Below are 23,047 nucleotides of genomic sequence, written 5' to 3' on the forward strand. Positions count from 1 at the left end.
AAATTAGTAATTAGGTTTAGTATCTTTTTTATCAAAGTCAATTTGTCTATCTTTTTTACTTTGATTAAACCTGTAGGTAAATGATAAAATAATAGTTCGGTATTTATTTTCTATGATACTTTTTGATAAATAACCAGTATCAAATCTATCTCTATTAATGGTTTTAGATTTAAAAATATCATCAATAGTTAGGCTTATAGATGCTTCTTTATTAAACAAATCTCTATTAAAAGCTGCACTTGCATAGGTATATGCTTTTCTTTTAAAATATAAAGCGTTAGATGCTAATTGGTGTTTTGCATTAATTTGAAAATCAAACACGTTTGGAACTTTAACCTGAGTAAGCAAACTAATAGAACCTATTAAATTTTTATGGTTGTAATTTTTAGTAATTGTTTGGTTTGCTGTATTAATAATTTCAAAAGTACCAGTTTGATCAAAATTGACTAATAATAAATTTCCACTAAAATTTAAATTATTATTTGCTTTAAAAGTTGATGTTAAATTTAATCCGTAATAATCCAATTTTCCTACATTAAAAGGAGTCGTTATTAATTTATTAATGCCGTTAATTTGCTCTCCAGTTTCATAAGTAACGTATTCCCAATAGCGATTATATCTGTTATAAAATATACTTGGAGAAATTGAAAATCTATTACCACTATATGAATAGGTTAAATTAGTCATATAAATATCAACCGGATTAATTTTTTCATTCCCAATAAATGATGATGTTTCGCTAATTTTTTCTTCATAAGGTTGTAAAATAGAAGGTGCTAAACGTTGAATTCCTGTGCGGTAACTTATACCAATACTATTTGCATCACTTATTGTGTAATCAATTGACGCTGAAGGGAATAGGTCATTTTGATTTTCATCTAAAGTAATACTTGAATTAATATAATTAATTGTAGATTCCTGAAATTCTGCACGTAAACCAGCTGTAAAATAGAATTTTTCTGTTTCGTATTCCAAATCTAAAAATGTACTATGAATATTTTCAGAATAATCTAAATCTTTATGGGTAGCTGTTCCGGTGTATATAAATGGAATTTTTCCAAATTCACCCTCATAACCAATGGTATACCAAAATGATTTTCCAATTGGATTGATAAAGTTTATGTCAAAAATTGAATTTTTAAGAAAACTTTTTTGTACAAAACTCTCATCTGTAAAATTTGAGTTGGTATTATTAATTTCACTATTTGTGTTTTCATCATCTTTTAGGTACCTAAAAGATGAAGTTAATTGTCTGCCTTCTTTTTTAAAATTATGTTCAAAATCTATAATAAATTCAAAAATTTCATTTGAAAATTCACTATCATAGCTTCTGTTATTTGTTGTTGTTATTTCCTTTGATGTATTTAAAAAATCTGAATTCGTTTTTCCTAAACTATTGTAATTTAAATCAGTATAATTAAATGTGGTTGTAAGGGTGGTGTTTTTTGTAAAAAAATAATCAGCACCAATTGTTGAAGTAAATCCTTTTTGCTTGTTGTCAAATTCGCTATTTTCATTTAAATAAGCAGTAGTATTTCCGTTATTAAAATATTCATTTTCAGATTTTGCAGTTGTAATTGGGTTGCTATTAGAAAATGAAGTATTAGTGAAAAAATTAACGTATTCGGATTTGTGATTTAAAGTTAATAAACCACCAAAATAATCTTTGTATCCGCCAGATGAAGTAATAGACGCATTTAAACCTTCATCTTTTCCTTTTTTTAAAATAATATTTATAATTCCAGTGGAAGTTGCTTTGTACTTTGCGCCAGGGCTTGTAAGTACTTCAACTTTTTCAATTGAACCAGCAGGTAATGCTTTTAACGCTTCGGCTTTTGTCATTGTAGATGTTCGTCCGTTAATCATTACGGTAACATCACCTTGTCCTCTTAAAGTAATTTCTCCATCAGGATCAACATTCACAGAAGGTATGTTATTTAAAATTTCTGATATTGAACTTCCTGCTGACGACAAATCTTTTTCAACATTAAAAACCATTTTATTGGATTTTAAATCCAATGATTTTTTTTCAGAAATTACTTCAATTTCATTTAAATATTCGGTATCGATTTCTAATAATACAATACCAATGTTTAAGTCTCTTGTTACTGTTGAAATATTTAGTTGTTTAGATTTGTAAGAGAGAAATTCAACGCTTGCAGAATAATTACCTTCTTTAACATCAATGGTAAAATTACCTCTAGAATTTGTAATTGCACCACATTTTATTTTTACCGAATCTTGATCTTTAAATATAATAGTTGCATCTTCAATTGGTTTTTTGGTTTCAGCATCTAAAATTTTCCCAGAAACAGTATAAATATTGGTATGGTTCTTTTGGCTAAAAAGAAGAGTAGGCAGCACTAAGATAAGTATTAAAAGTACTTTTCTCATATTTTATTGGTTATTTTGTTCACAACAATTTTTTTTATCATTAATAATAATGATAATTTAATCTTTATTCGCGATAAAAATACAAAATATTGTTAATAAACAGCGCTTTATGTAAAAAAAAATACTGTTTATTGTTTATAAGACAAAAGGAATCTTAAATTTTAATTTTAAGCAATTTTAAATTTTTTATTAAGTCTTTGTAATTTTCATAATGAATGCTGTTTATTTTTAACTTTTTTGCAGTTTCACAATTTTCAAAATTGTCGTCAATAAACAAGGCTTTTTCAGGAATAATATTAAAACGATTTAATAAAATAGTATAAATTTTTTCAAATGGTTTTCTAGTTTTTTCTTTTCCAGAAACCACAACACCATCAAAATTTTTTAAAAAAGGGAATAACTCTAAGGCTGTTTCCCATTTTTCATCACTCCAGTTGGTAAGTGCATAAATTTTGTAATTGTTTGAGTTTTTTAAATTTTTAAAAAGTTCAACATTTTTTTTAATTGGTCCGGAAAACATTTCAGTCCAGTTTTTATAAAACAATTTTATAAGCTGTTCATGTTCAGGAAATTCAGCAATTTTAAGTTTTTCGCCTTCTTCAATAGTTCTTCCAGCATCTTGTTCCATATTCCATTCTGGCGTACATACATTTTTTAAAAACCATTGCATTTTTTCATTATCACCATTAAATGCTTTTTGGTACACGTATTCAGGTTTCCAATCAACTAAAACACCTCCAATATCAAAAATAATTGTATTTATTTCTATTTCATTTGTATTATAACTCATTAGAAGAAGAATCTTTTTGTCCGTTCTGCATTAAATAAGCTTTAATAAAACCATCTATTTCACCATCCATAACAGCATCAACATTACCAGTTTCAAAACTTGTTCTCACATCTTTTACCAATTTATAAGGATGCATTACATAGTTACGTATTTGTGAACCAAATTCAATTCTCATTTTACCAGCTTCAATATCTTCACGTGCTTCATGCTGTTTTTTTAATTCAATTTCGTACAATTGCGATTTTAGCATTTGTAATGCTCTATCTCGGTTTTCGTGTTGTGATCGAGTTTCAGAACATGAAATTTGAATTCCGGTTGGTTTATGTGTTAGTTGAACTTTAGTTTCAACTTTATTTACATTTTGTCCACCAGCGCCACTACTTCTTGAGGTAATTATTTCAATATCAGCTGGGTTTAATACAATATCAATACTATCATCAACCAAAGGATACACATATACCGATGCAAATGATGTGTGACGTTTTGCATTGCTATCAAATGGCGATATTCTTACAAGTCTGTGAACACCGTTTTCACCTTTTAAATATCCAAAAGCAAATTCACCTTCAATTTCAAGAGTAACCGTTTTTATGCCAGCAACATCTCCTTCTTGAAAGTTTAGCTCTTTAACTTTAAATCCATGATTTTCGCTATACATTAAATACATACGCATTAACATTTGTGCCCAATCACAACTTTCAGTTCCTCCAGCGCCAGCAGTAATTTGTAAAACAGCACTTAAGTTATCTCCCTCTTCAGATAACATATTTTTAAACTCTAAGTTTTCAATTAAATCTAAAGTTAATTTGTATTTGTTTTCAACTTCAGTTTCTGAAATCTCATCTTCTAAATAAAATTCATATAAAACAGTAACATCCTCAAAATTAGCCACTGCATTTTCAAAATCTTCTACCCATTTTTTTTCAAGTCGAAGTTTTTTCATTACAATTTCTGCCTCTTTTGGGTTGTTCCAAAAATTAGGATTAGCAGTTTTTTCTTCTTCATTAGAAATTTCAATTTTTTTCTTGTCAATTTCAAGGTAAGTTTTTAAATTGCTCAGGCGTTCCTGTAATTTATTTATGTGTTCGTTTGTTATCATTTCATATATTATGAAATACAAAAATAACTTTTCATTTTTAATTCTATGCAAATAAATTTAATTAGTGACACTGTTACTAAGCCAACAAAAGGAATGCTTGCTGCTATTATGAGCGCAAAAGTAGGTGATGATGTTTTTAAAACGGACCCTACGGTAAATAAACTTCAAACAAAAATGGCCAAAATGTTTGGTATGGAAGACGCATTGTTTTTTCCATCAGGTACAATGGCAAATCAAGCGGCTGTAAAACTGCACACACAACCAGGTGATAGAATGTTTTGTGATAAATGGGCACATGTTTATAATTTTGAAGGAGGTGGTCCTGCATTTAATTCTGGAGTGACTTCTTGTTTAATAGATGGTAATAGAGGCATGTTTAAAGCAAATCAGTTGAGCGAAATTATTACAGGAAATAGGTCTGATATTCATGCACCTTTTTCAAGATTGGTTGCTTTAGAAAATACAACAAATAAAGGAGGAGGAGCTTGTTGGGATTTTGAAGAAATTTTACGAATTAAAAAGGTTTGTACTGAAAATAATTTAGCGTTTCATTTAGATGGGGCTCGGTTATTTAATGCCTTGGTTGCAAAAAATGAAACACCACAACAATATGGAGAAGTATTTGATACTATTTCAATTTGTTTATCTAAAGGGCTTGGAGCTCCAGTGGGTTCTGTATTATTAGGTTCTAAAGTACATCTGGAAAAAGCATTAAGAATTCGTAAATTATTTGGAGGAGGAATGCGACAAGCAGGTTATTTAGCTGCAGCAGGAATTTATGCGTTAGATAATCATATAGAAAGATTAGCCATTGACCATACAAGAGCAAAAATTATTGGTGTTGCGCTTCAAAATTGTGAGTTAATTAAGCATGTAGAACCAATTGAAACCAATATTATTATTTTTAATGTAATTGATGAAATTAATGAAAACGATTTTATTGATCGATTAAATAAAGCTGGAATATCATTAATATCTATGGGGCAAGGTAAATTAAGAATGGTAACACATATTGATTTTACCGAAGAGATGTTAGAAATGGTTGTAAATACTATTGAACATATATAAAAAGTATCATTATTTATTTGGTGTTGCTAGTGTTGAAAAAGATGAGACAGAAAGGTTAACTCAATTTCCAAGAAGATTGATTTAATCAGGAATGTAATTTTATTTAATTTATTCCGACTGAACTATAAATAATTCAAGATGAAGAAAATTATATTAGTTCTAATTGTTTTAGGTTTGGGATTATCTGAAACTAAAGCACAATCTACATTTACTAAAAAAAATCAAATGAATAAAAAAATAGAAACTGCAACATTAGCAAATGGTTGTTTTTGGTGTACAGAAGCAATTTTTCAAAGATTAAAAGGAGTAGAGTCTGTTACTTCTGGTTTTTCTGGAGGAAACATTAAAAATCCTGCTTATAGAGAAGTAATTACAGGTAGAACGGGCCATGCTGAAGCTATTGAAATTAAATTTGATGCAACTATTATTTCTTTTCAAGAAATATTAGATGTTTTTTTTAGTACCCACGATCCTACAACTTTAAACAGACAAGGCTATGATGTTGGTACTCAATACAGATCTGCAATTTTTTATCATTCAGAAGAGCAAAAAAATATTGCTGAAAATTTTATTAAGGAATTAACTAATGCAAAGGTTTTTGATGCTAAAATAGTAACAGAGGTTACGGAATTTACATCATTTTATAAGGCGGAAGATTATCATCAGAATTATTATAATAACAATAAAACGCAGGGGTATTGTGTAGCAGTAATCAATCCAAAATTGGAAAAATTTATAAAAAAATACAAGGCTAAATTAAAAGATTAAAAAATCTGGCATCCTTATTGTATTCTATAAATTAAACAATTATTAATGCAAAAAAAATATAAATTACTTATTTTTAGTGTGATTTTTGACCTTGTTGGAATGTTATCATTTGTTGTGCCATTTATTGGCGAAACATTTGATATTTTATGGGCGCCAGTTTCGGCTTTTCTAATTTATAAAATGTTTAAAGGTACTGAAGGTAAAGTAAGTAGTATTATTTCATTTGTTGAAGAAGCTGGTATTTTTGGTACTGATTTTTTACCAACATTTACACTTACTTGGATTTATAAATTTATTTTAAAGAAAGACAATGATGAAATTAAACCTCTTTAAAATAGCGTTTAAAACCTATTCTTAATAACATTTTTTTTGTGAAAAAATTCCAGAAAAATTTAAATTGTCCAAAGAAAAACCCAACGATTGGAAGCGTTATTTGGTAAATAATAAATATTAATAGAATTCTAACAGGCCAAAACAACCAAGGATTTGTAGTTTCGTAATTTAAACCAATAAATTCTGTTAAAGGCTTAGCAATATATGTAGCAAAGGAACCATTTATTGAAAAAACCAATAGTATTAAAACTATTTGAAAATTAGTTTTTATGCCCCAGCGTTGTTTTAATTTTTTCATTTAAATAATTTTCCGAGGCAAAAATACATTTATATTTTAAATAGAAAATTTTTCATTAAAAAAGGCCGAGTTTTTACTCGACCTTTAAAATTTATTCAAATAAAAGTTTATTTACTAAATAAACCGCCTAATAAACTACCAATTCCACCTTTCTTTTTTCCTCCAGCAGCCATTCCAATTATATCGTCAATAACACTACCATCACCATCGGCATCTAGTATTTTTGTAATTAGGCTTTGCTCTTTTTCAGCTCCATTACCAAGTATATTTCCTAATAAATCACTAATTTCATTACTATTGTTTACATTCTGAGCCCTTTTTTGTTTTCCTAAATAAGCCATTATAAATGGCGCTACCATTTGTAATAAATTCATTGCAGAACTAACATCTATACCACTTTTTTTACTAACTACATTCGCTACTGTTTGTTGTTTTCCTCCAAAAATATGTCCTAAAATTCCAGCACCATCAGATAAAACATCATTATTTCCAAGCATTCCGTTTAAATTATCTAATAAACTTCCATCATGTTTCCCAGATAAAGCATTTAATAATCCATCTGCTCCTTGAGGTGTAGATACATTATTTTTCATTGCACCTAAAATTAAAGGCATCGCCGTTGATAATGCTGAAGCTGTTTTAACTTTGTCTTCCCCAATTTGTGAACTTGCGTTGTTCACTAATGTTTTTCCTAAATCGCTGTTTAATAAATCTAATAGTCCTGCCATTTTTTTGTATATGAAATTAATAATTTGTTACTATGACACCATAATTTTTAAGAAGTCACTGCAAAATAAAAAAAATAATTACTCGTTATGATGCTATTGCCGTAAACTTTTTAAAATATAATAAAATTTAACTTTTTAATTTATGAAAAAAATATTTTTAGCAATAGCAATTATGTTTGCTACAGCAAATTTTTTAACAGCTCAAGAAATTTCTAACAATGCTTTAGGATTGCGTTTGGGTGATAATGATGGATTTGGAGGTGAAATATCTTATCAAAAGAAACTTTCCGATATTAATAGATTGGAAGTTGATTTAGGTTACAGAGACCATAAACATTATAATGCATTTAAACTTTCAGGTATTTATCAATGGGTTTGGAATATTGATAGTGGTTTCAATTGGTATGCTGGTTTTGGTGCAGGTGTAGGTTCTTGGAGCATTGATAATGGTTTTGATGCTAATTATAATGATGATGGAATTTTTTTAAATGCAGATGGAAACATTGGAATAGAATATAACTTTAACGCACCTTTTTTAATTTCATTAGATTTTAGGCCAGAAATTGGGCTTATAGGGGATTATGGTAAAGATACAGATTTAGATTTAGCCTTGTCTGTTAGATATCAGTTTTAGAAAATTTTAAAAAAAAGCACTATTAAGTGCTTTTTTTTTGCTTATAACATTTATAATCGCAGGGTATTTTTTATCTTTCCATAATATTTAAAATTATTAAATGAAGAAAATAGCTTTGCATTGGCAAATTTTAATTGGGATGGCTTTAGGAGTCTTAATTGGATTATTGATGACTCAATTCGAACAAGGAAAAGATATTGTACAAGATTGGATTAAACCGTTTGGTACTATTTTTATAAATTCTTTAAAATTAATAGCTGTACCTTTAATTTTAGCATCATTAATAAAAGGTGTTTCAGATTTAAAAGATATTTCTAAACTATCTAAAATGGGAACTCGCACCATTGGTTTATATTTAATAACTACAGTAGTTGCAGTAACAATTGGTCTTTTATTAGTAAACATTATTCAGCCAGGAAATTCAATTTCTGAAGATACCAGACAAGAATTGGTGAATAATTATAGTGGTGATGCAGCCAAATATTCCGAAGAAGCATTTAAACAAAAAGAGAGTGGACCATTACAAGCTTTGGTTGATATTGTTCCTGATAATATTTTTGGAGCCGCATCTGAAAATAAAAATATGTTGCAAATTATATTTTTTGCCATCTTTTTTGGTATTGGTTTAATATTAATTCCAGAAAAAAAATCAAAACCTGTAAAAAAATTCTTTGATGGTTTCAATGAAGTAATTCTAAAAATGATTGATTTAATTATGCTGGCTGCACCTTACGGTGTGTTTGCATTGTTAGCAGCTTTAGTTGTAGAATCACCAAGTATAGATTTATTTAAGGCATTAATTTGGTATGCATTTACAGTTATTTTAGGTCTAATTTTAATGATAGGTTTTTATAATTTACTTGTTTGGTTAATTACTAAAAAAGATCCTTCTACATTTTTTAAAGGAATTTCTCCTGCGCAATTGTTAGCATTTTCAACAAGTAGTAGTGCCGCAACATTACCTGTTACTATGGAACGTGTAACAGAACATCTTGGAGTTGATGAAGAGGTAAGTAGTTTTGTACTGCCAATTGGCGCTACCATAAATATGGACGGAACAAGTTTATATCAAGCTGTAGCAGCAGTTTTTATTGCACAAGCTTTTGGTATGGATTTGTCATTAGGCGTTCAATTAGGAATTATTGTTACTGCAACGTTGGCAAGTATTGGATCGGCAGCTGTTCCAGGTGCAGGAATGGTAATGTTGGTAATTGTATTAGGTCAGGCAGGAATACCTGAAGCTGGTTTGGCACTTATTTTTGCTATTGATAGACCTTTAGATATGTGCAGAACAACTGTAAATGTTACTGGTGATGCATCAGTTTCTATGTTAGTTGCAAAGTGGTTAGGAAAACTTCATGAGCCAAATATTAAGGAATGGGATGATGAGTATCATAAAAGAAAATAATACAGTTTCAAGATTCTAAAAATCTACTTTTTAAGTCTATAGTGGGAATCATACAACTATCTTTCTTTCCATACCATTTATATCTGTTTTTAGCAATATAATTGTACAAGTAATCTCTTATAAATGTGGGTATTATAATAAAGATATATAACAAAAATAAACCATTGTTTAAGTGTTTAGAAATTCTTAAGGCAGCTGTAGATTTTTCGTATAACTTTCCATTATCTAATAAAACAATTGAATCTAAATTTATTTTTTTTGAATTATACTGTAACAAAATTTCTTTTGCAGCGTCTGATTGAAGTGAGGCAAATAAAAATTGCTTTTTTTTATCGTGTTTAATAATAAAGTTAACCGAGGAGTTACATAAATTACAAACACCATCAAAAAAAATAATTGATTTTCCTTCAAAATTGTTCATAGAGTAAAGTTACATGATTATTTAATATTTTATGGTTTTAACAAAAAATTAGTAACAACTCTCAATATCAATTTTTAAATTCGTTATAAAACAACAACCAAATGATCAAGATTGAAAAACTACACAAATCATATCCAATAGGAAAAGATTCTCTTCACGTATTAAAAGGATTAGATTTACATATTAAAGAAGGCGAATTTGTTGCAATTATGGGTTCTTCGGGTTCTGGGAAATCAACTTTATTAAACATTGTAGGTTTATTAGATGCGCACGATTCTGGAAATTATTATTTAAACGGTCAGTTAATTGAAAATTTAGATGAACGGAAAGCAGCCATACTTAGAAATAAATTTTTAGGATTTGTATTTCAATCATTTAATTTAATAAATTATAAAAATGCCCTAGAAAATGTTGCACTTCCTTTATATTATTCAGGAATGGGAAGAAAAGAACGCAATGAAATTGCTATGCAATATTTAGAAAAAGTGGGATTGGCAGATTGGGCAACTCATTTGCCTAGTGAACTTTCTGGTGGGCAAAAACAACGTGTTGCTATTGCGCGGGCATTGGTAACAAAACCTAAAGTTGTTTTGGCTGATGAACCTACAGGAGCATTAGATTCTTCAACATCACATTCTGTAATGGAATTGTTAAAAGAAATTAATAGAGAAGGAATGACCGTTTTTGTTATTACACACGAAGAAGATATTGCCGAAGAAACCGATAGAATTGTACGTTTAAAAGATGGTGTGATTATTAGCGATGAAAAAACTTTAAAAAAATCAAAAGTATAAGCTATGTTTGATTTAGATCGTTGGCAAGAAATTTTCCAAACTATTAGTAAAAATAAGCTAAGAACTATTCTTTCTGGTTTTACAATTGCATTTGCTATTTTGCTTTTTACATTATTGTTCGGTATTGGAAATGGCTTAAAACATACTTTTGAAAAACAGTTTGCGGGTGATTCCCAAAATTCTGTTTATATAAATTCAGGAACTACTACCAAACCTTATAAAGGATTACAAAGCGGTAGACAAATTCAATTTAGAAATGAAGATGCTAAATTTATAAATGAAAAATTTCCAGATGAAATTCAATTTTTCAGCCCAAATATTCAACGTAGTATGCAGGCAATTTATAAAGGTGAGCAAAACAGATATACAGTAAGAGGCGTTTATCCAGATTATCAACCATTGGAATCAGCTGTAATTCAAGATGGTCGTTTTTTAAGTTATATAGATATCAAAAGAAGAGCAAAAGTTATTGCTATTGGAAGATTGGTGGAAGAAGATTTATTTGGAGCAAAAAGTGCTATGGGTAAAAATATAAATCTTGATGGTATTTCATATAAAGTTGTAGGTGTTTTTAATGATCCTGGGGGAGATAATGACGAACGTTACATTTATGCACCGTTTACTACCATACAAGGAATGTATAAACCTAATGATGAAGTAGATTATTTTGGACTTACATTCAACTCTAAACTTAGTGTAGATGAAGCGTTGGCTTTCAGTAATTTACTTACCAAAGTTTTAAAAGAAAAGCACAATATAGATCCAAGAGATCAAGCGGCTATTAGAGTTCGTAATTATGCAGAAGGAACTAAAAATGTACAACAATTTATGACAGTTTTAAATGTAATTATTCTTTTTATTGGGATAGGAACTTTAATTGCAGGTATCATTGGTATAAGTAATATTATGGTATATATAGTAAAAGAAAGAACTAAAGAATTAGGAATTAGAAAAGCTTTAGGAGCAACTCCTAGTTCAATAATAGGAATGATTTTAATGGAATCAATTTTTATTACTGCTTTAGCTGGTTATACCGGATTAATGTTGGGAGTATTTGCTTTAAGAGCCTTGGGTGATAGTTTAGAGAAATATTTCATTCTTAATCCAAGTGTTGAAACCTATGTAGTTGTTGGCGCAACTATAGTACTAATTATTGCAGGAACCATTGCAGGCTATATTCCTGCTAAAAGAGCAGCAAGTATTAAACCAATTGTAGCATTAAACGACGAATAATTATGTTTAAATTTTTATTAGATACAGATACCTGGCAAGAAATTTATAGTAGCATTCGCAAAAATAAAATGCGAACAGCAATAACTGTAGTAGGTGTAATGTGGGGTATATTTTTATTGGTTGTTTTATTAGGAGCTGCAAAAGGAGTTGAAAATAATTTTAATAGATTATTTGGAGATTTTGCCACCAACAGTGTTTTTGTATGGGCACAACAAACTAGTAAACCATTTAAAGGTTTTCAGGAAGGTAAAGGGTTAACCCTTAAAATGTCAGATTTAGAAAGCATAAGAAATGAGATTAAAGGGCTTGAATTTGTGGTACCGCGTCATCAAACACAAGCACTTACAGTTAATAAATTTAAAACCGGAAATTTTGGTGTTTTTGGAGATTATCCTGAGTTTGATAAAGTTCAAAAAAGAAATTTAGTATATGGACGATTTATTAATGATAATGACATAAAAGAAAAGAAGAAAGTTTGTGTAATTGAGGAAGAAATTTACAAACAACTTTTTGATAAAGATGAATATCCAATAGGACAATACATTAAAATAAATGACATCAATTATAATGTTGTTGGAATGTATAAAGAAGGACAAATAGGAAGTGGTGGTCCGCAAGGAAATATTCATATTCCTTTTACCACATTTCAACAAGTATATAATAGAGGTGATAGCGTTGGGTGGATGATGATTACTGGGCAACCAGGCTTTGATATTACCCAAATTGAATCAGATGTAAAATTGTTGCTAAAAAACTTACACAATGTACATCCAAAGGATAATAGAGCATTTGGAAGTTTTAACTTAGGAAAAGAAATAGCAAAAGTAACTGGTTTTATAACAGGTATGCAGTTTTTAACTTGGTTTGTGGGTATTGCTACATTAATTGCAGGGGTATTTGCAATTGGAAATATACTATTAATTACCGTAAAAGAACGTACCAAAGAAATAGGAATTAGACGTGCACTTGGCGCGAAACCTTGGGAGATTAAACGTCAAATTATTATGGAATCTGTTTTTTTAACAACTATTGCTGGTGCCTTAGGAATTATTTTTGGAGGTTTTATATTAATGATTATTGACGCAACCTTAGGAAAAGGAGATGAACCAGTATTAACAAATCCTACAGTAGATATTCCAGTGATATTAATTGCCGCATTAACATTAGTTGTTTTAGGTACATTAATTGGGCTAATTCCTGCCCAAACAGCAGTTAGTATAAGACCAATAGAAGCATTAAGAGAAGAGTAAATTACAAAAAGAAAAAAATAAACACATAAACTGAAAATCAATACCAATGAAAAAAACTATAATTTTTGGATCAATAGCAGTAGCATTAATTGCTGTTTTACTATGGTTTGGAGCTAAAAACAGTAAATCGCCAATTCAATACGAAACAGAAAAACCATTTAAAACAAATATTGTTAAAAAAACAGTAGCAACAGGAAAAGTAGTTCCTTTAGAGGAAGCTGAAATTAAACCTAAAGTTTCAGGAATTATAGAAGAAATATTTGTTGAAGAAGGAGCTATTGTTAAGGTGGGAGACTTAATTGCTACTATTAGAGTTGTACCAAATGTAGCTTCTTTAAACAGTGCGCAAGGTGCAGTTAAAACGGCTCAATTAAGATACGACAATACAAAAACTTTGTATGAAAGAAATAAATCTTTATTTGAAAAAGGTGTGGTATCTAAACAAGAATTTGAAGCAACTGAATTAAATTTTAATAGCGCTAAGCAAGATTTAAATAATGCGCAAAATAATTTAGATATTATTAAAAAAGGATCTGCTGCAGGAATGGGAAAAACAGCAAACACATATGTGAAAGCTGAAATTTCAGGAACAATTTTAGAAATACCAGTCCGTAAAGGAAATCAAGTTATAGAAAGTAATACGTTTAATGCAGGAACTACTATTGCAACTATTGCAGATATGACAAAAATGATTTTTGAAGGAAAAGTTGATGAAGCCGAAGTAGGTAAAATTAAAAATGGTACTGTTTTAGAAGTTTCATTAGGAGCTATTGAAAAGAAAAAATATCCTGCAAAACTTAATTTTATTGCTCCAAAAGGAACAGAAGAAAATGGCGCAGTACAATTTAAAATTAAAGGTGATGTAACTTTAGATGACGAGTTTTTTGTAAGAGCTGGTTATAGTGCAAATGCTGATATTGTATTAGAAAAGAAAGATAGTGTTTTATCAATTAAAGAAGCATTACTTCAATTCGATAAAAAAACGGAAGCTCCATACGTAGAAATTAAGACAGGTGATCAACAGTTTGAAAGAAAAGATGTAGAGTTAGGAATTTCTGATGGTATTAATGTTGAAATTTTATCAGGAGTAACAATAAATGATGAAATTAAAATATGGAATAAAACATCAAAAAAAGATGAAGAAGAAGAAAATTAGTAAATAATTTTTATCAATAATTTAAGGCGTTTTAATTTATATTAAAGCGCTTTTTTTGTATATTTATACAAGTACTTTAATAATAATTATTGTTTTACATTTTGTTTTATGATTTTTATCAGACATATATTATTTTAAAAGTATGAACTTTATATTATTAAAATTTAAAAGTATATAGCGTATGGAAAGTCAGATATTATTCTTAAGTGATTTAAACTTCAATTTAGAGGTGTGGAAAAGAGAATTAAAGTTTCAAGAAAGTGAAATGGATTATTTTGAAGAAAAATTAGAACATATAGCAATTCGTGATTTAGGAAAAGAAGTAATGGTTCGATTAGAACATTTTCAAAATAAAATAATTCGTGAACGTGAGGTTATGGGTCATTTAAGACATAGGATTAGAATGAAAAAGCGTGAGATTGCACATGCAAAAGTTGAAAATAAACCAGAAGTAGTATTTCAAGAAAAACAAATACTATTAAAAGATGAAATGAAAACCTTTGTTAAAATGCATTACGATTTAAAAGAAGATATGATGGATTTTTTCCTTAAATATTTATAATAAAAAAAGAGTCGCAAATTTTGCGACTCTTTTTTTATTTAAATTGTTTTGAAATTATTTCAGCTTTTTTAGATTGCGAATAATCATAAAATCCTTCACCAGATTTTACTCCTAATTTTCCGGCTTGTACCATATTAATAAGCAATGGACAAGGAGCGTATTTTGGATTTTTAAATCCATCATATAGCACATTTAAAATAGATAAACATACATCTAACCCAATAAAGTCTGCTAATTGAAGTGGTCCCATTGGGTGTGCCATTCCTAATTTCATAACTGTATCAATTTCATAAACACCAGCAACTCCGTTGTACAAAGTTTCAATAGCTTCATTAAGCATTGGCATTAAAATGCGGTTAGCAACAAAACCAGGATAATCATTTACGGCTACAGGAACTTTTTGCAAGGCTTCTGAAAGTTTCATAATAGTTTCCGTCACTTCTTTTGAAGTATTATAACCATTTATAATTTCAACTAATTTCATAATTGGAACAGGATTCATAAAATGCATTCCAATTACTTTTTCGGGTCTTTTTGTTACCGAAGCAATTTTAGTTATTGAAATAGATGAAGTATTAGATGCTAAAATTGTATTATCAGGAGCAAATTCATCCAATTGTTTAAAAATTTTCAGTTTTAATTCTATATTTTCTGTAGCAGCTTCAACAACTAAATCGCAATTTTTCACTCCTTCTTCAATAGATGTGAAAGTTAAAATATTTTGTAAAGTACTATTTTTAGTCTCTACCGAAATTTTTTCTTTTTCAATTAATCTATCAAGGTTTTTAGTGATAGTTGCTAAACCTTTATTTAATGCTTCCTGAGAAATATCAATTAAACAAACTTTAAAATTTTGTTGTGCAAACACATGCGCAATACCGTTGCCCATAGTTCCTGCACCAATAACAGCTATGTTTTTCATTTTTTTAGTTTAAATAGTTATTTTTCCTTTTAAATAAGTTACTGCCTGGCCGCTCATTTCAACTCTGTTTTCTAAATTTTTACATTTTAAAAATCCTGTACGTTTAGATAATTGCTTAGCAATTAATATGTTTTTGTTTAATATGTTTGCCCAATAAGGTATTAACAATGTATGAGCTGATCCAGTTACAGGGTCTTCATTAATGCCAATTTTTGGTGCAAAAAAACGAGAAACAAAATCTAAAGAATCTCCTTTTGAAGTTACAATAACTCCAGAAAACTCAAGTTCAGTTAATTTACTAAAGTTAGGTTGTAAATTCTGAACTATTTCTTCATTTTGAAGCAATGCTATTATTTTCCATTTTCCTTTAAAAGTTTTTAAAATTGGAACATTTAATGCTTGTTGAAGGATTATAGGCGTTTCAATTTCTTTTATTTCTTCTGATGAAAAATTTAAAATATACCAATCATTATTTTTTTCGACAGTTAAAATGTCACTTTTAGAACTGAATTCTATGCTGTTTTTTGTATAATTTAATTCTGTAAAAATTATATGCGCAGCAGCTAAAGTTGCGTGTCCACATAAATCAATTTCACAAGTAGGAGTGAACCATCTAATTTCAAATTGATGTTTGTTTTGAACAAAAAATACAGTTTCAGATAAATTGTTTTCTTCTGCAATAGTTTGCATTACATCTTCTGAAATCCAGTTTTTTAAAGGACAAACTGCAGCAGGATTTCCTTTAAATAGTTCATTTGTAAAAGCATCAACCTGGTAAATATTCATGTTAAAAATCGTTAATTATCATATGTGCAACTTTTAAAGCTTCTGTTCCTTGCTCTAAAGTTACAATTGGTGTTGTATTGTTGTTAATAGCATCGGCAAAAGTTTCCAACTCATCTAAAATAGCATTATTTCCTTCAATTGTTGGGTTTTCAAAATAAATTTGTTTTTTTATACCTTCCGCATTTTGTAAAATCATATCAAAATCACCAGGAATTTTTGGTGCATCTTTCATTTTTACAACTTCAGTAGCTTTTTCAAAAAAATCTACTGCAATGTATGCGTCCTTTTGAAAAAAACGCGATTTACGCATATTTTTTAATGAAATTCTGCTTGCGGTTAAGTTAGCAACACAGCCGTTTTCAAATTTAATACGTGCATTAGCAATATCTGGAGTATCACTAATTACAGATACGCCGCTTGCATGTACACTTACAACTTTTGATTTTACTACGCTTAAAATAATATCAATATCATGAATCATTAAATCTAACACTACAGGAACATCTGTACCACGCGGATTGAATTCGGCTAACCGATGTGTTTCAATAAACATTGGGTTATGTATAGAATCTTTTACAGCTGTAAAAGCTGGATTAAAACGCTCTACGTGACCAACTTGACCTTTTACGTTGTGTTTTTTTGTTAGTTCAATTAAAGTTTCTGCTTCTTCAATTGTTTTTGTAATTGGTTTTTCAATAAAAATATGTTTCCCTTTTTCAATGGCTTCTTTGGCACAATCAAAATGAGAAAGCGTTGGTGTAACAATATCTACCACATCAACTGCTTCAATTAATTCTTGTATAGTATCAAAAGATTTATAGCCAAATTCTTCTGCAACTTTTTTTGCATTTTCTTTAATTGGATCGTAAAAACCTACTAATTCATATTTATTTGATTGATTTAATAATCGTAAATGTATTTTTCCAAGATGGCCAGCACCTAAAACTCCTGCTTTTAGCATAATAAGTATGTTTATTTTAATGTTAACAAAAGTAAGAATCTTTGCTCATTTATTCCTATTTTTAGCCTTTCAAATTTTAATTATTAGTGAAAGATACCCACAAACATCAAGGACTTAGAAATCAGTTAGTAAAAATAATTTCTGAAAAAGGAATTACAGATAAAAATGTTTTAAATGCAATAGCTGCAGTACCGAGACACTTATTTATGGATTCTGGTTTTGTAGATTTTGCGTATCAAGACAAAGCATTTCCTATAGCTGCAGACCAAACAATTTCACAACCTTATACAGTTGCTTTTCAAACACAATTATTAGCCATAAAACCAAATCAAAAAATATTAGAAATTGGAACAGGTTCGGGTTATCAAACAGCAGTTTTAATAGAAATAGGAGCCAAAGTTTATACGATTGAAAGACAGCTAGAATTGTTTAAAAAAACAAAGTTTTTTTTGCCGAAATTGCATTATAAACCTAAAAAAATGGTTTTTGGTGATGGTTATAAAGGTTTACCAGAAGAAGCTCCGTTTGATGGAATTATAGTTACTGCAGGCGCACCAATAGTGCCAAATGCTTTATTAGCACAATTAAAAATAGGAGGTAAGTTGGTGATTCCTATTGGAGATGAGGTTCAAATTATGACTCTATTTGTTAGAAACAGTGAAAAAGATTTTGAGAAGCACGAACTAGGCGAATTTAGGTTTGTACCTATGCTAAAAGAAAAGAATTAAAAAAACGCCCTTTTAAAAGGGCGTTTTTTTGTTTAGTCGTTAAGTCTTGTCCAATATTGAGTTCTTCCTATTAAGGCAAAACCAATATAACCTCTTACTTTTAATTTATTATTTTCTTCTAAAGTAATATAACATTTGTATTCTTTTCCAGTTTTTGGATCTAATATTTTAGCATCGTTCCATTCATCACCATCTTTAGATAAACCATCAATAATTACCATTCCTTTTACGGGTTTGTTTTTTTTGTCACCTTTACATAAATCACAAACTTTGTCTTCTTTTCCTTTTTCTAAAACTTGCAAAACTTTTGCATAAGCTTTTCCATTAACATTGTATATTTCAACAATAGATTTTTCTTTTCCAGTTTCGTCATCAATGGTTTTCCATTTTCCAAAAATAGATTGTGCATTACTTGAGAATGTAATAAACAAGCCCAGGACTACTAATAATAAAACGTTTTTTTTCATAATTATATATTTATTTGTTAATCGTATTTTGCATCAAATTGTCCATTCCACTTGCCTTGAACTTTTAAAACTTGTTCAATCACATCTCTAACACATCCAAAACCGCCTTTAAAATGTGAAATGTATAATGAAATTTCTTGAATTTCAGGAACTGCATCTTTTGGGCAACAAGCTAAACCAACTTCTTTCATTACTGGAAAATCTGGAATATCATCACCCATATATAAAATTTCATTTGGACTAATATTTTTAATTTCTAAATATTCTTTAAATTGAAACATTTTGTTATGTGCTCCTAAGTAAATATCATTAATTCCTAAACCTTCTAGTCTTTTTCTTACACCTTCATTGGCACCTCCAGATATAATGCAAATATTGTACCCTAAATCAATAGCTGTTTTTAAAGCGTAACCATCTTTAATATTCATGGCTCTTGTAAGTTCTCCGGTTGTTGAAATGTGTACAATTCCATTGGTTAAAACACCGTCAACATCAAATATAAATGTTGAAATTTGTGGCATAATTTCTTTATAACTTTTTGACATAAGTTTCTTGTATAGATTTTGTTAACAATGTGTAAATATCTAACTGTGTAGATGTTAGCATTGCTTTATGTGTATTTATTGTTTTAGTGTCTTGTCTTTTTGCAGGTCCTGTTTGTGCTTTAAAGGGCGAAATTTTATCTATTTTTTGAACAGTCTCTAAAATAATTGGGTGTAATATTTCAAATGGGACATTTTTTTCATTACAAATTTGCTCGGCATTATAATATAAATGATTCACAAAATTATTTACAAAAACTGCAGCTAAATGTACAACTTTTCTTTGTTCAGAATTAATTAAATAAATATTGTTTGAAAATTCTGATGCAAATTTTTTCAAGAGTGTAAGACTTTTATCAGCAGATGCTTCAATACAAATTGGGATATTATTAAAATTTACATTTTTATCTATTGAAAATGTTTGCGGAAAATAAATAACTCCTTTTTCCGAATTAGATTTTAAATTATCTATACTTGTTGCTCCTGAAGTATGAAGTACTAATTTAGTTGGAGAATTTAAATGTGATGATATTTCTTGAATTGCATTATCTGAAACACATAAAATATATATATCGGCCTGTTTTAAATGATTTAAGTTATTGGTTATTTCAACTTTATCTTTTAAATATTCAATTTTATGAATATTTCTATTATAAACTTGAATTAATTTAATAGTAGTACTGTTTAACATTTTTTGTGTTAAATGATAGCCCAAATTACCAGCACCAAGTACTACAACTTTAATCATTATGCGAATATAAACATAAAAAAAATTCCGCCTTTTAAAAAGACGGAATTTTTAATTTATAGTATTTAACAATATTTTTTATCCTTGTTTTTTAATAGCAGCTTGTGCAGATGCGATACGTGCAATAGGCACTCTATAAGGAGAACAACTAACATAGTTTAAACCAGTATTAAAGCAGAATTCTACTGAATTTGGTTCACCACCGTGTTCACCACAAATACCAACTTTTAAATTAGGTTTTACACTTCTACCTTTTTCTGTACCCATTTGAACTAATTGTCCAACACCTTCTTGATCTAATACTTCAAAAGGATCAACTTTTAAAATACCTTTTTCAATATAAATTGGTAAGAATTTTCCAGCATCATCTCTTGAATAACCAAATGCCATTTGAGTTAAATCATTGGTTCCAAATGAGAAGAAATCAGCTTTTTCAGCAATTAAGTTAGCAGTTAAAGCAGCTCTAGGAATTTCAATCATAGTTCCAACTAAAAATTCAATACTATCATTTCTTTCTTCAAAAACCTTTTGAGCTGTTGCTCTTATTATTCCTTCTTGACTTTCAAACTCAGCGATTGTTCCAATTAACGGAACCATAATTTCTGGTTTTGCTTCAATTCCTCTTGCTTTTAAATTTAATGCAGCTTCAATAATTGCTCTTGCTTGCATTTCTGTTATTTCAGGATAAGTGATACCTAATCTACATCCTCTGTGACCTAACATTGGGTTAAATTCTTCTAACTCAACAATTTTACTTTTAACAGCCTCTAATGAAATGTGCATTTCTTCAGCTAATTCTTTTTGTTGCGCTAAAGCATGAGGTACAAACTCATGTAAAGGTGGATCTAGTAAACGAACAGTAACAGGTAAGCCTGCCATTGCTTCAAAGATTCCTTCAAAATCATCACGTTGCATTGGTAATAATTGATCTAATGCTTGTTTTCTACCTTTTACTGTGTCCGATAAAATCATTTCACGCATTGCTTTAATACGATCAACTTCAAAGAACATATGTTCTGTTCTTGTTAAACCAATACCTTGAGCACCAAAACTACGAGCTATTTTTGCATCTTTAGGAGAATCAGCATTTGTTCTAACTGCCATTGTTGCATATTTATCTGATAATTCCATAATTTCAGCAAATTCCCCGCTTAATTCTGGTTCAATAGTTGCAACTTTTCCTTCAATAATATTTCCAGTAGAACCATTTAAAGAAATCCAATCACCTTCTTGATATTCGTGACCATCAACGGTTAAAGTTCTGTTTTTGTAATTAATTTTTAACGCACCAGCACCTGAAACACAACATTTTCCCATTCCACGTGCAACAACAGCTGCGTGAGATGTCATACCACCACGAGCAGTTAAAATACCTTTAGCAATATTCATTCCTTCTAAATCTTCAGGAGAAGTTTCAATACGAACTAAAATACTACTTTTATATTTTGCAGCTTCGTCAGCAAAGAAAACTATTTGACCAGTTGCAGCACCTGGAGAAGCTGGTAATCCTTGAGCAATTACGTTTGCTTTTTTTAATGCTTTTGGATCAAATACTGGGTGTAATAACTCGTCTAATTTATTTGGTTCAACACGTAAAAGAGCTTCTTTTTCAGTAATTAAGCCTTCTTTTAACATTTCCATTGCAATTTTAACCATTGCAGCTCCTGTGCGTTTACCATTTCTAGTTTGTAAAATCCAAAGTTTACCGTCTTGCATAGTAAACTCCATATCTTGCATATCTTTATAATGCTTTTCTAATTTTTCTTGATAATCATTTAATTCATTATAAATAGTAGGCATTAATTCTTCTAGTGAAGGATAATTTGCTAACCTATCATCTTCTTCAACTTTAGCTAATTCTGCCCAACGGATAGATCCAATTTTAGTAATTTGTTGAGGAGTTCTAGTTCCTGCTACAACATCTTCACCTTGCGCATTAATTAAATATTCACCATTAAAAAGATTTTCTCCTGTACCAGCATCACGTGTAAAACAAACTCCAGTACCAGAATTATCACCCATATTTCCATACACCATTGCCTGAACGTTTACTGCAGTTCCCCAATCTGATGGATATCCGTGCATATTTCTGTAGTAAACAGCTCTATCTCCATTCCAGCTATTAAAAACAGCTACAACAGCTCCCCATAACTGATCGTAAGGGTTTGTTGGGAAATCATGACCAGTACGTTTTTTTACTGCATCTTTAAAATCGTATACTAAGTCTTTTAAGTCTTGAACTGTAAATTGTGTATCTAATTCAATATTTCGCTTATGTTTTAAGGCTTCCATGATTTCTTCAAAAGGATCAATATCTTCTTTTGATTCTGGTTTCATACCTAAAACAACATCACCATACATTTGGATAAAACGACGGTAAGAATCCCAAGCAAAACGCTCATTTCCTGTTCTGTTGGCTAAACCTATAACAACTTCATCATTTAAACCTAAGTTTAAAACTGTATCCATCATGCCTGGCATTGAAACTCTTGCTCCAGAACGTACAGAAACTAATAATGGGTTTTCTTTGTCACCAAATTTAGCTCCCATTATATTTTCAATATTTTCGATTGCTTTTTCAACTTCAGGAGTAATCATATTCACTACAGCTTCTTGACCTAAAAGGTTATATTCTGTACATACTTCAGTAGTGATTGTGAATCCAGGAGGAACAGGAATACCAATTAAACTCATTTCGGCTAAGTTAGCGCCTTTACCACCTAATAGGTTTTTCATTTTACTATTTCCGTCTGCAGTTTTATTTCCAAACTTGTAAACTCTAGTTTTGACTTCTTGACTCGTCTCCATCTTTAAATTTTATATTTATGTTAATCTTTAGTTTTAATGTTTACAAATTTAATAAGAGTCGCTGTAGATTATTATGATTTATGTCATTCAATTTTATCAAATTAATGCAATGTAATTATTGTTACGAGCCCAATAATTCAATAAAAAAG

General features: G+C 29.5%; 24 protein-coding genes. 11 read left to right on the forward strand and 13 right to left on the reverse strand.

The annotated features are described in order from the left end of the window. Positions 1-3: 3 nt before the first annotated feature. The 3 genes from BM335_RS01605 to prfB all read right to left on the reverse strand — a co-directional run bounded on the left by BM335_RS01605 (position 4) and on the right by prfB (position 4,283). Positions 4-2,394, reverse strand: coding sequence for a TonB-dependent receptor (locus BM335_RS01605; protein WP_090222365.1), 2,391 nt, complete (start codon positions 2,392-2,394; stop codon positions 4-6). A gap of 154 nt (positions 2,395-2,548) precedes the next feature. Next, a complete protein-coding gene (locus tag BM335_RS01610; RefSeq protein ID WP_090222367.1) occupies positions 2,549-3,184 on the reverse strand; it encodes an HAD family hydrolase in 636 nt (211 codons plus the stop codon). Beyond that, entirely contained in the window at positions 3,174-4,283 is a 1,110-nt protein-coding gene (gene prfB, locus BM335_RS01615) for a peptide chain release factor 2 (protein ID WP_090222369.1), read from the reverse strand. The genes BM335_RS01610 and prfB overlap by 11 nt, the downstream gene beginning before the upstream one ends. Before the next feature lie 45 nt (positions 4,284-4,328). Here prfB and BM335_RS01620 point away from each other — a divergent pair, with 45 nt between their 5' ends. From BM335_RS01620 to BM335_RS01630, 3 genes are all read left to right on the forward strand, one after another. Next, positions 4,329-5,351: a threonine aldolase family protein gene (locus BM335_RS01620; RefSeq protein WP_090222371.1), complete on the forward strand. Its 1,023-nt coding sequence runs from the start codon at positions 4,329-4,331 to the stop codon at positions 5,349-5,351. A gap of 138 nt (positions 5,352-5,489) precedes the next feature. Then, complete coding sequence (gene msrA, locus BM335_RS01625; protein ID WP_177219125.1) at positions 5,490-6,119, forward strand: peptide-methionine (S)-S-oxide reductase MsrA; 630 nt, start codon at positions 5,490-5,492, stop codon at positions 6,117-6,119. Positions 6,120-6,164: 45 nt separating this feature from the next. Next, the gene (locus BM335_RS01630) at positions 6,165-6,452 is read left to right on the forward strand and encodes a hypothetical protein (protein ID WP_090222373.1); all 288 of its coding nucleotides are present in this window, start codon (positions 6,165-6,167) and stop codon (positions 6,450-6,452) included. Here BM335_RS01630 and BM335_RS01635 read toward each other — a convergent pair. Further along, the gene (locus BM335_RS01635; RefSeq protein ID WP_090222375.1) at positions 6,439-6,750 is read right to left on the reverse strand and encodes a DUF6787 family protein; all 312 of its coding nucleotides are present in this window, start codon (positions 6,748-6,750) and stop codon (positions 6,439-6,441) included. The genes BM335_RS01630 and BM335_RS01635 overlap by 14 nt on opposite strands. A 107-nt stretch (positions 6,751-6,857) precedes the next feature. Next, positions 6,858-7,478 carry a DUF937 domain-containing protein gene (locus BM335_RS01640; RefSeq protein WP_090222378.1) on the reverse strand — a complete coding sequence of 207 codons (621 nt, stop codon included), beginning with the start codon at positions 7,476-7,478 and terminating at the stop codon, positions 6,858-6,860. Between the two features lie 142 nt (positions 7,479-7,620). Between BM335_RS01640 and BM335_RS01645 the strand changes: the two genes are divergently transcribed. Both BM335_RS01645 and BM335_RS01650 read left to right on the forward strand, forming a co-directional pair. Beyond that, complete coding sequence (locus BM335_RS01645) at positions 7,621-8,112, forward strand: hypothetical protein (protein WP_090222380.1); 492 nt, start codon at positions 7,621-7,623, stop codon at positions 8,110-8,112. Between the two features lie 100 nt (positions 8,113-8,212). After that, positions 8,213-9,520: a dicarboxylate/amino acid:cation symporter gene (locus BM335_RS01650; RefSeq protein ID WP_090222383.1), complete on the forward strand. Its 1,308-nt coding sequence runs from the start codon at positions 8,213-8,215 to the stop codon at positions 9,518-9,520. Between the two features lie 7 nt (positions 9,521-9,527). Here the strand turns inward: BM335_RS01650 and BM335_RS01655 are convergent, their stop codons facing one another. Then, entirely contained in the window at positions 9,528-9,941 is a 414-nt protein-coding gene (locus BM335_RS01655) for a thiol-disulfide oxidoreductase DCC family protein (protein ID WP_090222385.1), read from the reverse strand. A gap of 101 nt (positions 9,942-10,042) precedes the next feature. Between BM335_RS01655 and BM335_RS01660 the strand changes: the two genes are divergently transcribed. From BM335_RS01660 to BM335_RS01680, 5 genes are all read left to right on the forward strand, one after another. Beyond that, entirely contained in the window at positions 10,043-10,735 is a 693-nt protein-coding gene (locus tag BM335_RS01660) for an ABC transporter ATP-binding protein (protein WP_090222386.1), read from the forward strand. A gap of 3 nt (positions 10,736-10,738) precedes the next feature. Next, on the forward strand, positions 10,739-11,968 hold the full coding sequence (locus BM335_RS01665; protein ID WP_090222389.1) for an ABC transporter permease: 1,230 nt from the start codon (positions 10,739-10,741) through the stop codon (positions 11,966-11,968). Positions 11,969-11,970: 2 nt separating this feature from the next. Further along, on the forward strand, positions 11,971-13,218 hold the full coding sequence (locus BM335_RS01670) for an ABC transporter permease (RefSeq protein ID WP_090222391.1): 1,248 nt from the start codon (positions 11,971-11,973) through the stop codon (positions 13,216-13,218). Between the two features lie 46 nt (positions 13,219-13,264). Beyond that, positions 13,265-14,374 carry an efflux RND transporter periplasmic adaptor subunit gene (locus tag BM335_RS01675; RefSeq protein WP_090222393.1) on the forward strand — a complete coding sequence of 370 codons (1,110 nt, stop codon included), beginning with the start codon at positions 13,265-13,267 and terminating at the stop codon, positions 14,372-14,374. 181 nt (positions 14,375-14,555) lie between these two features. Continuing rightward, positions 14,556-14,936, forward strand: coding sequence for a hypothetical protein (locus BM335_RS01680; protein ID WP_090222395.1), 381 nt, complete (start codon positions 14,556-14,558; stop codon positions 14,934-14,936). A gap of 34 nt (positions 14,937-14,970) precedes the next feature. On the opposite strand, the gene BM335_RS01685 is transcribed toward BM335_RS01680, so the two are convergent. Genes BM335_RS01685 through BM335_RS01695 form a run of 3 tightly spaced genes read right to left on the reverse strand, consistent with a single transcriptional unit; the run spans position 14,971 to position 17,605 of the window. Continuing rightward, complete coding sequence (locus BM335_RS01685) at positions 14,971-15,858, reverse strand: 3-hydroxyacyl-CoA dehydrogenase family protein (RefSeq protein ID WP_090222398.1); 888 nt, start codon at positions 15,856-15,858, stop codon at positions 14,971-14,973. Between the two features lie 9 nt (positions 15,859-15,867). Next, positions 15,868-16,644, reverse strand: a complete 777-nt coding sequence (locus BM335_RS01690; protein WP_090222400.1) for a PhzF family phenazine biosynthesis protein — start codon at positions 16,642-16,644, stop codon at positions 15,868-15,870. 1 nt (position 16,645) lies between these two features. Next, positions 16,646-17,605 (reverse strand): Gfo/Idh/MocA family protein, encoded by a 960-nt coding sequence (locus tag BM335_RS01695; RefSeq protein ID WP_090222403.1) that lies wholly within the window; start codon positions 17,603-17,605, stop codon positions 16,646-16,648. An 86-nt stretch (positions 17,606-17,691) separates the two neighbouring features. Here BM335_RS01695 and BM335_RS01700 point away from each other — a divergent pair, with 86 nt between their 5' ends. After that, positions 17,692-18,333, forward strand: a complete 642-nt coding sequence (locus BM335_RS01700; protein ID WP_090222405.1) for a protein-L-isoaspartate(D-aspartate) O-methyltransferase — start codon at positions 17,692-17,694, stop codon at positions 18,331-18,333. 32 nt (positions 18,334-18,365) lie between these two features. Here the strand turns inward: BM335_RS01700 and BM335_RS01705 are convergent, their stop codons facing one another. From BM335_RS01705 to ppdK, 4 genes are all read right to left on the reverse strand, one after another. Further along, complete coding sequence (locus tag BM335_RS01705; protein WP_090222408.1) at positions 18,366-18,800, reverse strand: DUF2147 domain-containing protein; 435 nt, start codon at positions 18,798-18,800, stop codon at positions 18,366-18,368. A gap of 17 nt (positions 18,801-18,817) precedes the next feature. Further along, entirely contained in the window at positions 18,818-19,345 is a 528-nt protein-coding gene (locus BM335_RS01710) for a KdsC family phosphatase (protein ID WP_090222410.1), read from the reverse strand. Next, positions 19,329-20,090, reverse strand: a complete 762-nt coding sequence (locus BM335_RS01715) for a Rossmann-like and DUF2520 domain-containing protein (RefSeq protein ID WP_090222413.1) — start codon at positions 20,088-20,090, stop codon at positions 19,329-19,331. Before BM335_RS01715 ends, BM335_RS01710 begins: the two co-directional genes overlap by 17 nt. 78 nt (positions 20,091-20,168) lie before the next feature. Continuing rightward, the gene (gene ppdK, locus BM335_RS01720; RefSeq protein ID WP_090222415.1) at positions 20,169-22,898 is read right to left on the reverse strand and encodes a pyruvate, phosphate dikinase; all 2,730 of its coding nucleotides are present in this window, start codon (positions 22,896-22,898) and stop codon (positions 20,169-20,171) included. Positions 22,899-23,047: the final 149 nt, after the last annotated feature.

Origin of the sequence: Lutibacter maritimus (genome assembly GCF_900116115.1) — a bacterium.
Lineage (GTDB): Bacteria > Bacteroidota > Bacteroidia > Flavobacteriales > Flavobacteriaceae > Lutibacter > Lutibacter maritimus.

What these genes read in the sequence shown, in the direction of transcription:
- BM335_RS01605 (WP_090222365.1), bottom strand. Translation starts at nt 2,394, where the DNA reads ATGAGAAAAGTACTTTTAATACTTATCTTAGTGCTGCCTACTCTTCTT.
- BM335_RS01610 (WP_090222367.1), bottom strand. Translation starts at nt 3,184, where the DNA reads ATGAGTTATAATACAAATGAAATAGAAATAAATACAATTATTTTTGAT.
- prfB (WP_090222369.1), bottom strand. Translation starts at nt 4,283, where the DNA reads ATGATAACAAACGAACACATAAATAAATTACAGGAACGCCTGAGCAAT.
- BM335_RS01620 (WP_090222371.1), top strand. Translation starts at nt 4,329, where the DNA reads ATGCAAATAAATTTAATTAGTGACACTGTTACTAAGCCAACAAAAGGA.
- msrA (WP_177219125.1), top strand. Translation starts at nt 5,490, where the DNA reads ATGAAGAAAATTATATTAGTTCTAATTGTTTTAGGTTTGGGATTATCT.
- BM335_RS01630 (WP_090222373.1), top strand. Translation starts at nt 6,165, where the DNA reads ATGCAAAAAAAATATAAATTACTTATTTTTAGTGTGATTTTTGACCTT.
- BM335_RS01635 (WP_090222375.1), bottom strand. Translation starts at nt 6,750, where the DNA reads ATGAAAAAATTAAAACAACGCTGGGGCATAAAAACTAATTTTCAAATA.
- BM335_RS01640 (WP_090222378.1), bottom strand. Translation starts at nt 7,478, where the DNA reads ATGGCAGGACTATTAGATTTATTAAACAGCGATTTAGGAAAAACATTA.
- BM335_RS01645 (WP_090222380.1), top strand. Translation starts at nt 7,621, where the DNA reads ATGAAAAAAATATTTTTAGCAATAGCAATTATGTTTGCTACAGCAAAT.
- BM335_RS01650 (WP_090222383.1), top strand. Translation starts at nt 8,213, where the DNA reads ATGAAGAAAATAGCTTTGCATTGGCAAATTTTAATTGGGATGGCTTTA.
- BM335_RS01655 (WP_090222385.1), bottom strand. Translation starts at nt 9,941, where the DNA reads ATGAACAATTTTGAAGGAAAATCAATTATTTTTTTTGATGGTGTTTGT.
- BM335_RS01660 (WP_090222386.1), top strand. Translation starts at nt 10,043, where the DNA reads ATGATCAAGATTGAAAAACTACACAAATCATATCCAATAGGAAAAGAT.
- BM335_RS01665 (WP_090222389.1), top strand. Translation starts at nt 10,739, where the DNA reads ATGTTTGATTTAGATCGTTGGCAAGAAATTTTCCAAACTATTAGTAAA.
- BM335_RS01670 (WP_090222391.1), top strand. Translation starts at nt 11,971, where the DNA reads ATGTTTAAATTTTTATTAGATACAGATACCTGGCAAGAAATTTATAGT.
- BM335_RS01675 (WP_090222393.1), top strand. Translation starts at nt 13,265, where the DNA reads ATGAAAAAAACTATAATTTTTGGATCAATAGCAGTAGCATTAATTGCT.
- BM335_RS01680 (WP_090222395.1), top strand. Translation starts at nt 14,556, where the DNA reads ATGGAAAGTCAGATATTATTCTTAAGTGATTTAAACTTCAATTTAGAG.
- BM335_RS01685 (WP_090222398.1), bottom strand. Translation starts at nt 15,858, where the DNA reads ATGAAAAACATAGCTGTTATTGGTGCAGGAACTATGGGCAACGGTATT.
- BM335_RS01690 (WP_090222400.1), bottom strand. Translation starts at nt 16,644, where the DNA reads ATGAATATTTACCAGGTTGATGCTTTTACAAATGAACTATTTAAAGGA.
- BM335_RS01695 (WP_090222403.1), bottom strand. Translation starts at nt 17,605, where the DNA reads ATGCTAAAAGCAGGAGTTTTAGGTGCTGGCCATCTTGGAAAAATACAT.
- BM335_RS01705 (WP_090222408.1), bottom strand. Translation starts at nt 18,800, where the DNA reads ATGAAAAAAAACGTTTTATTATTAGTAGTCCTGGGCTTGTTTATTACA.
- BM335_RS01710 (WP_090222410.1), bottom strand. Translation starts at nt 19,345, where the DNA reads ATGTCAAAAAGTTATAAAGAAATTATGCCACAAATTTCAACATTTATA.
- BM335_RS01715 (WP_090222413.1), bottom strand. Translation starts at nt 20,090, where the DNA reads ATGATTAAAGTTGTAGTACTTGGTGCTGGTAATTTGGGCTATCATTTA.
- ppdK (WP_090222415.1), bottom strand. Translation starts at nt 22,898, where the DNA reads ATGGAGACGAGTCAAGAAGTCAAAACTAGAGTTTACAAGTTTGGAAAT.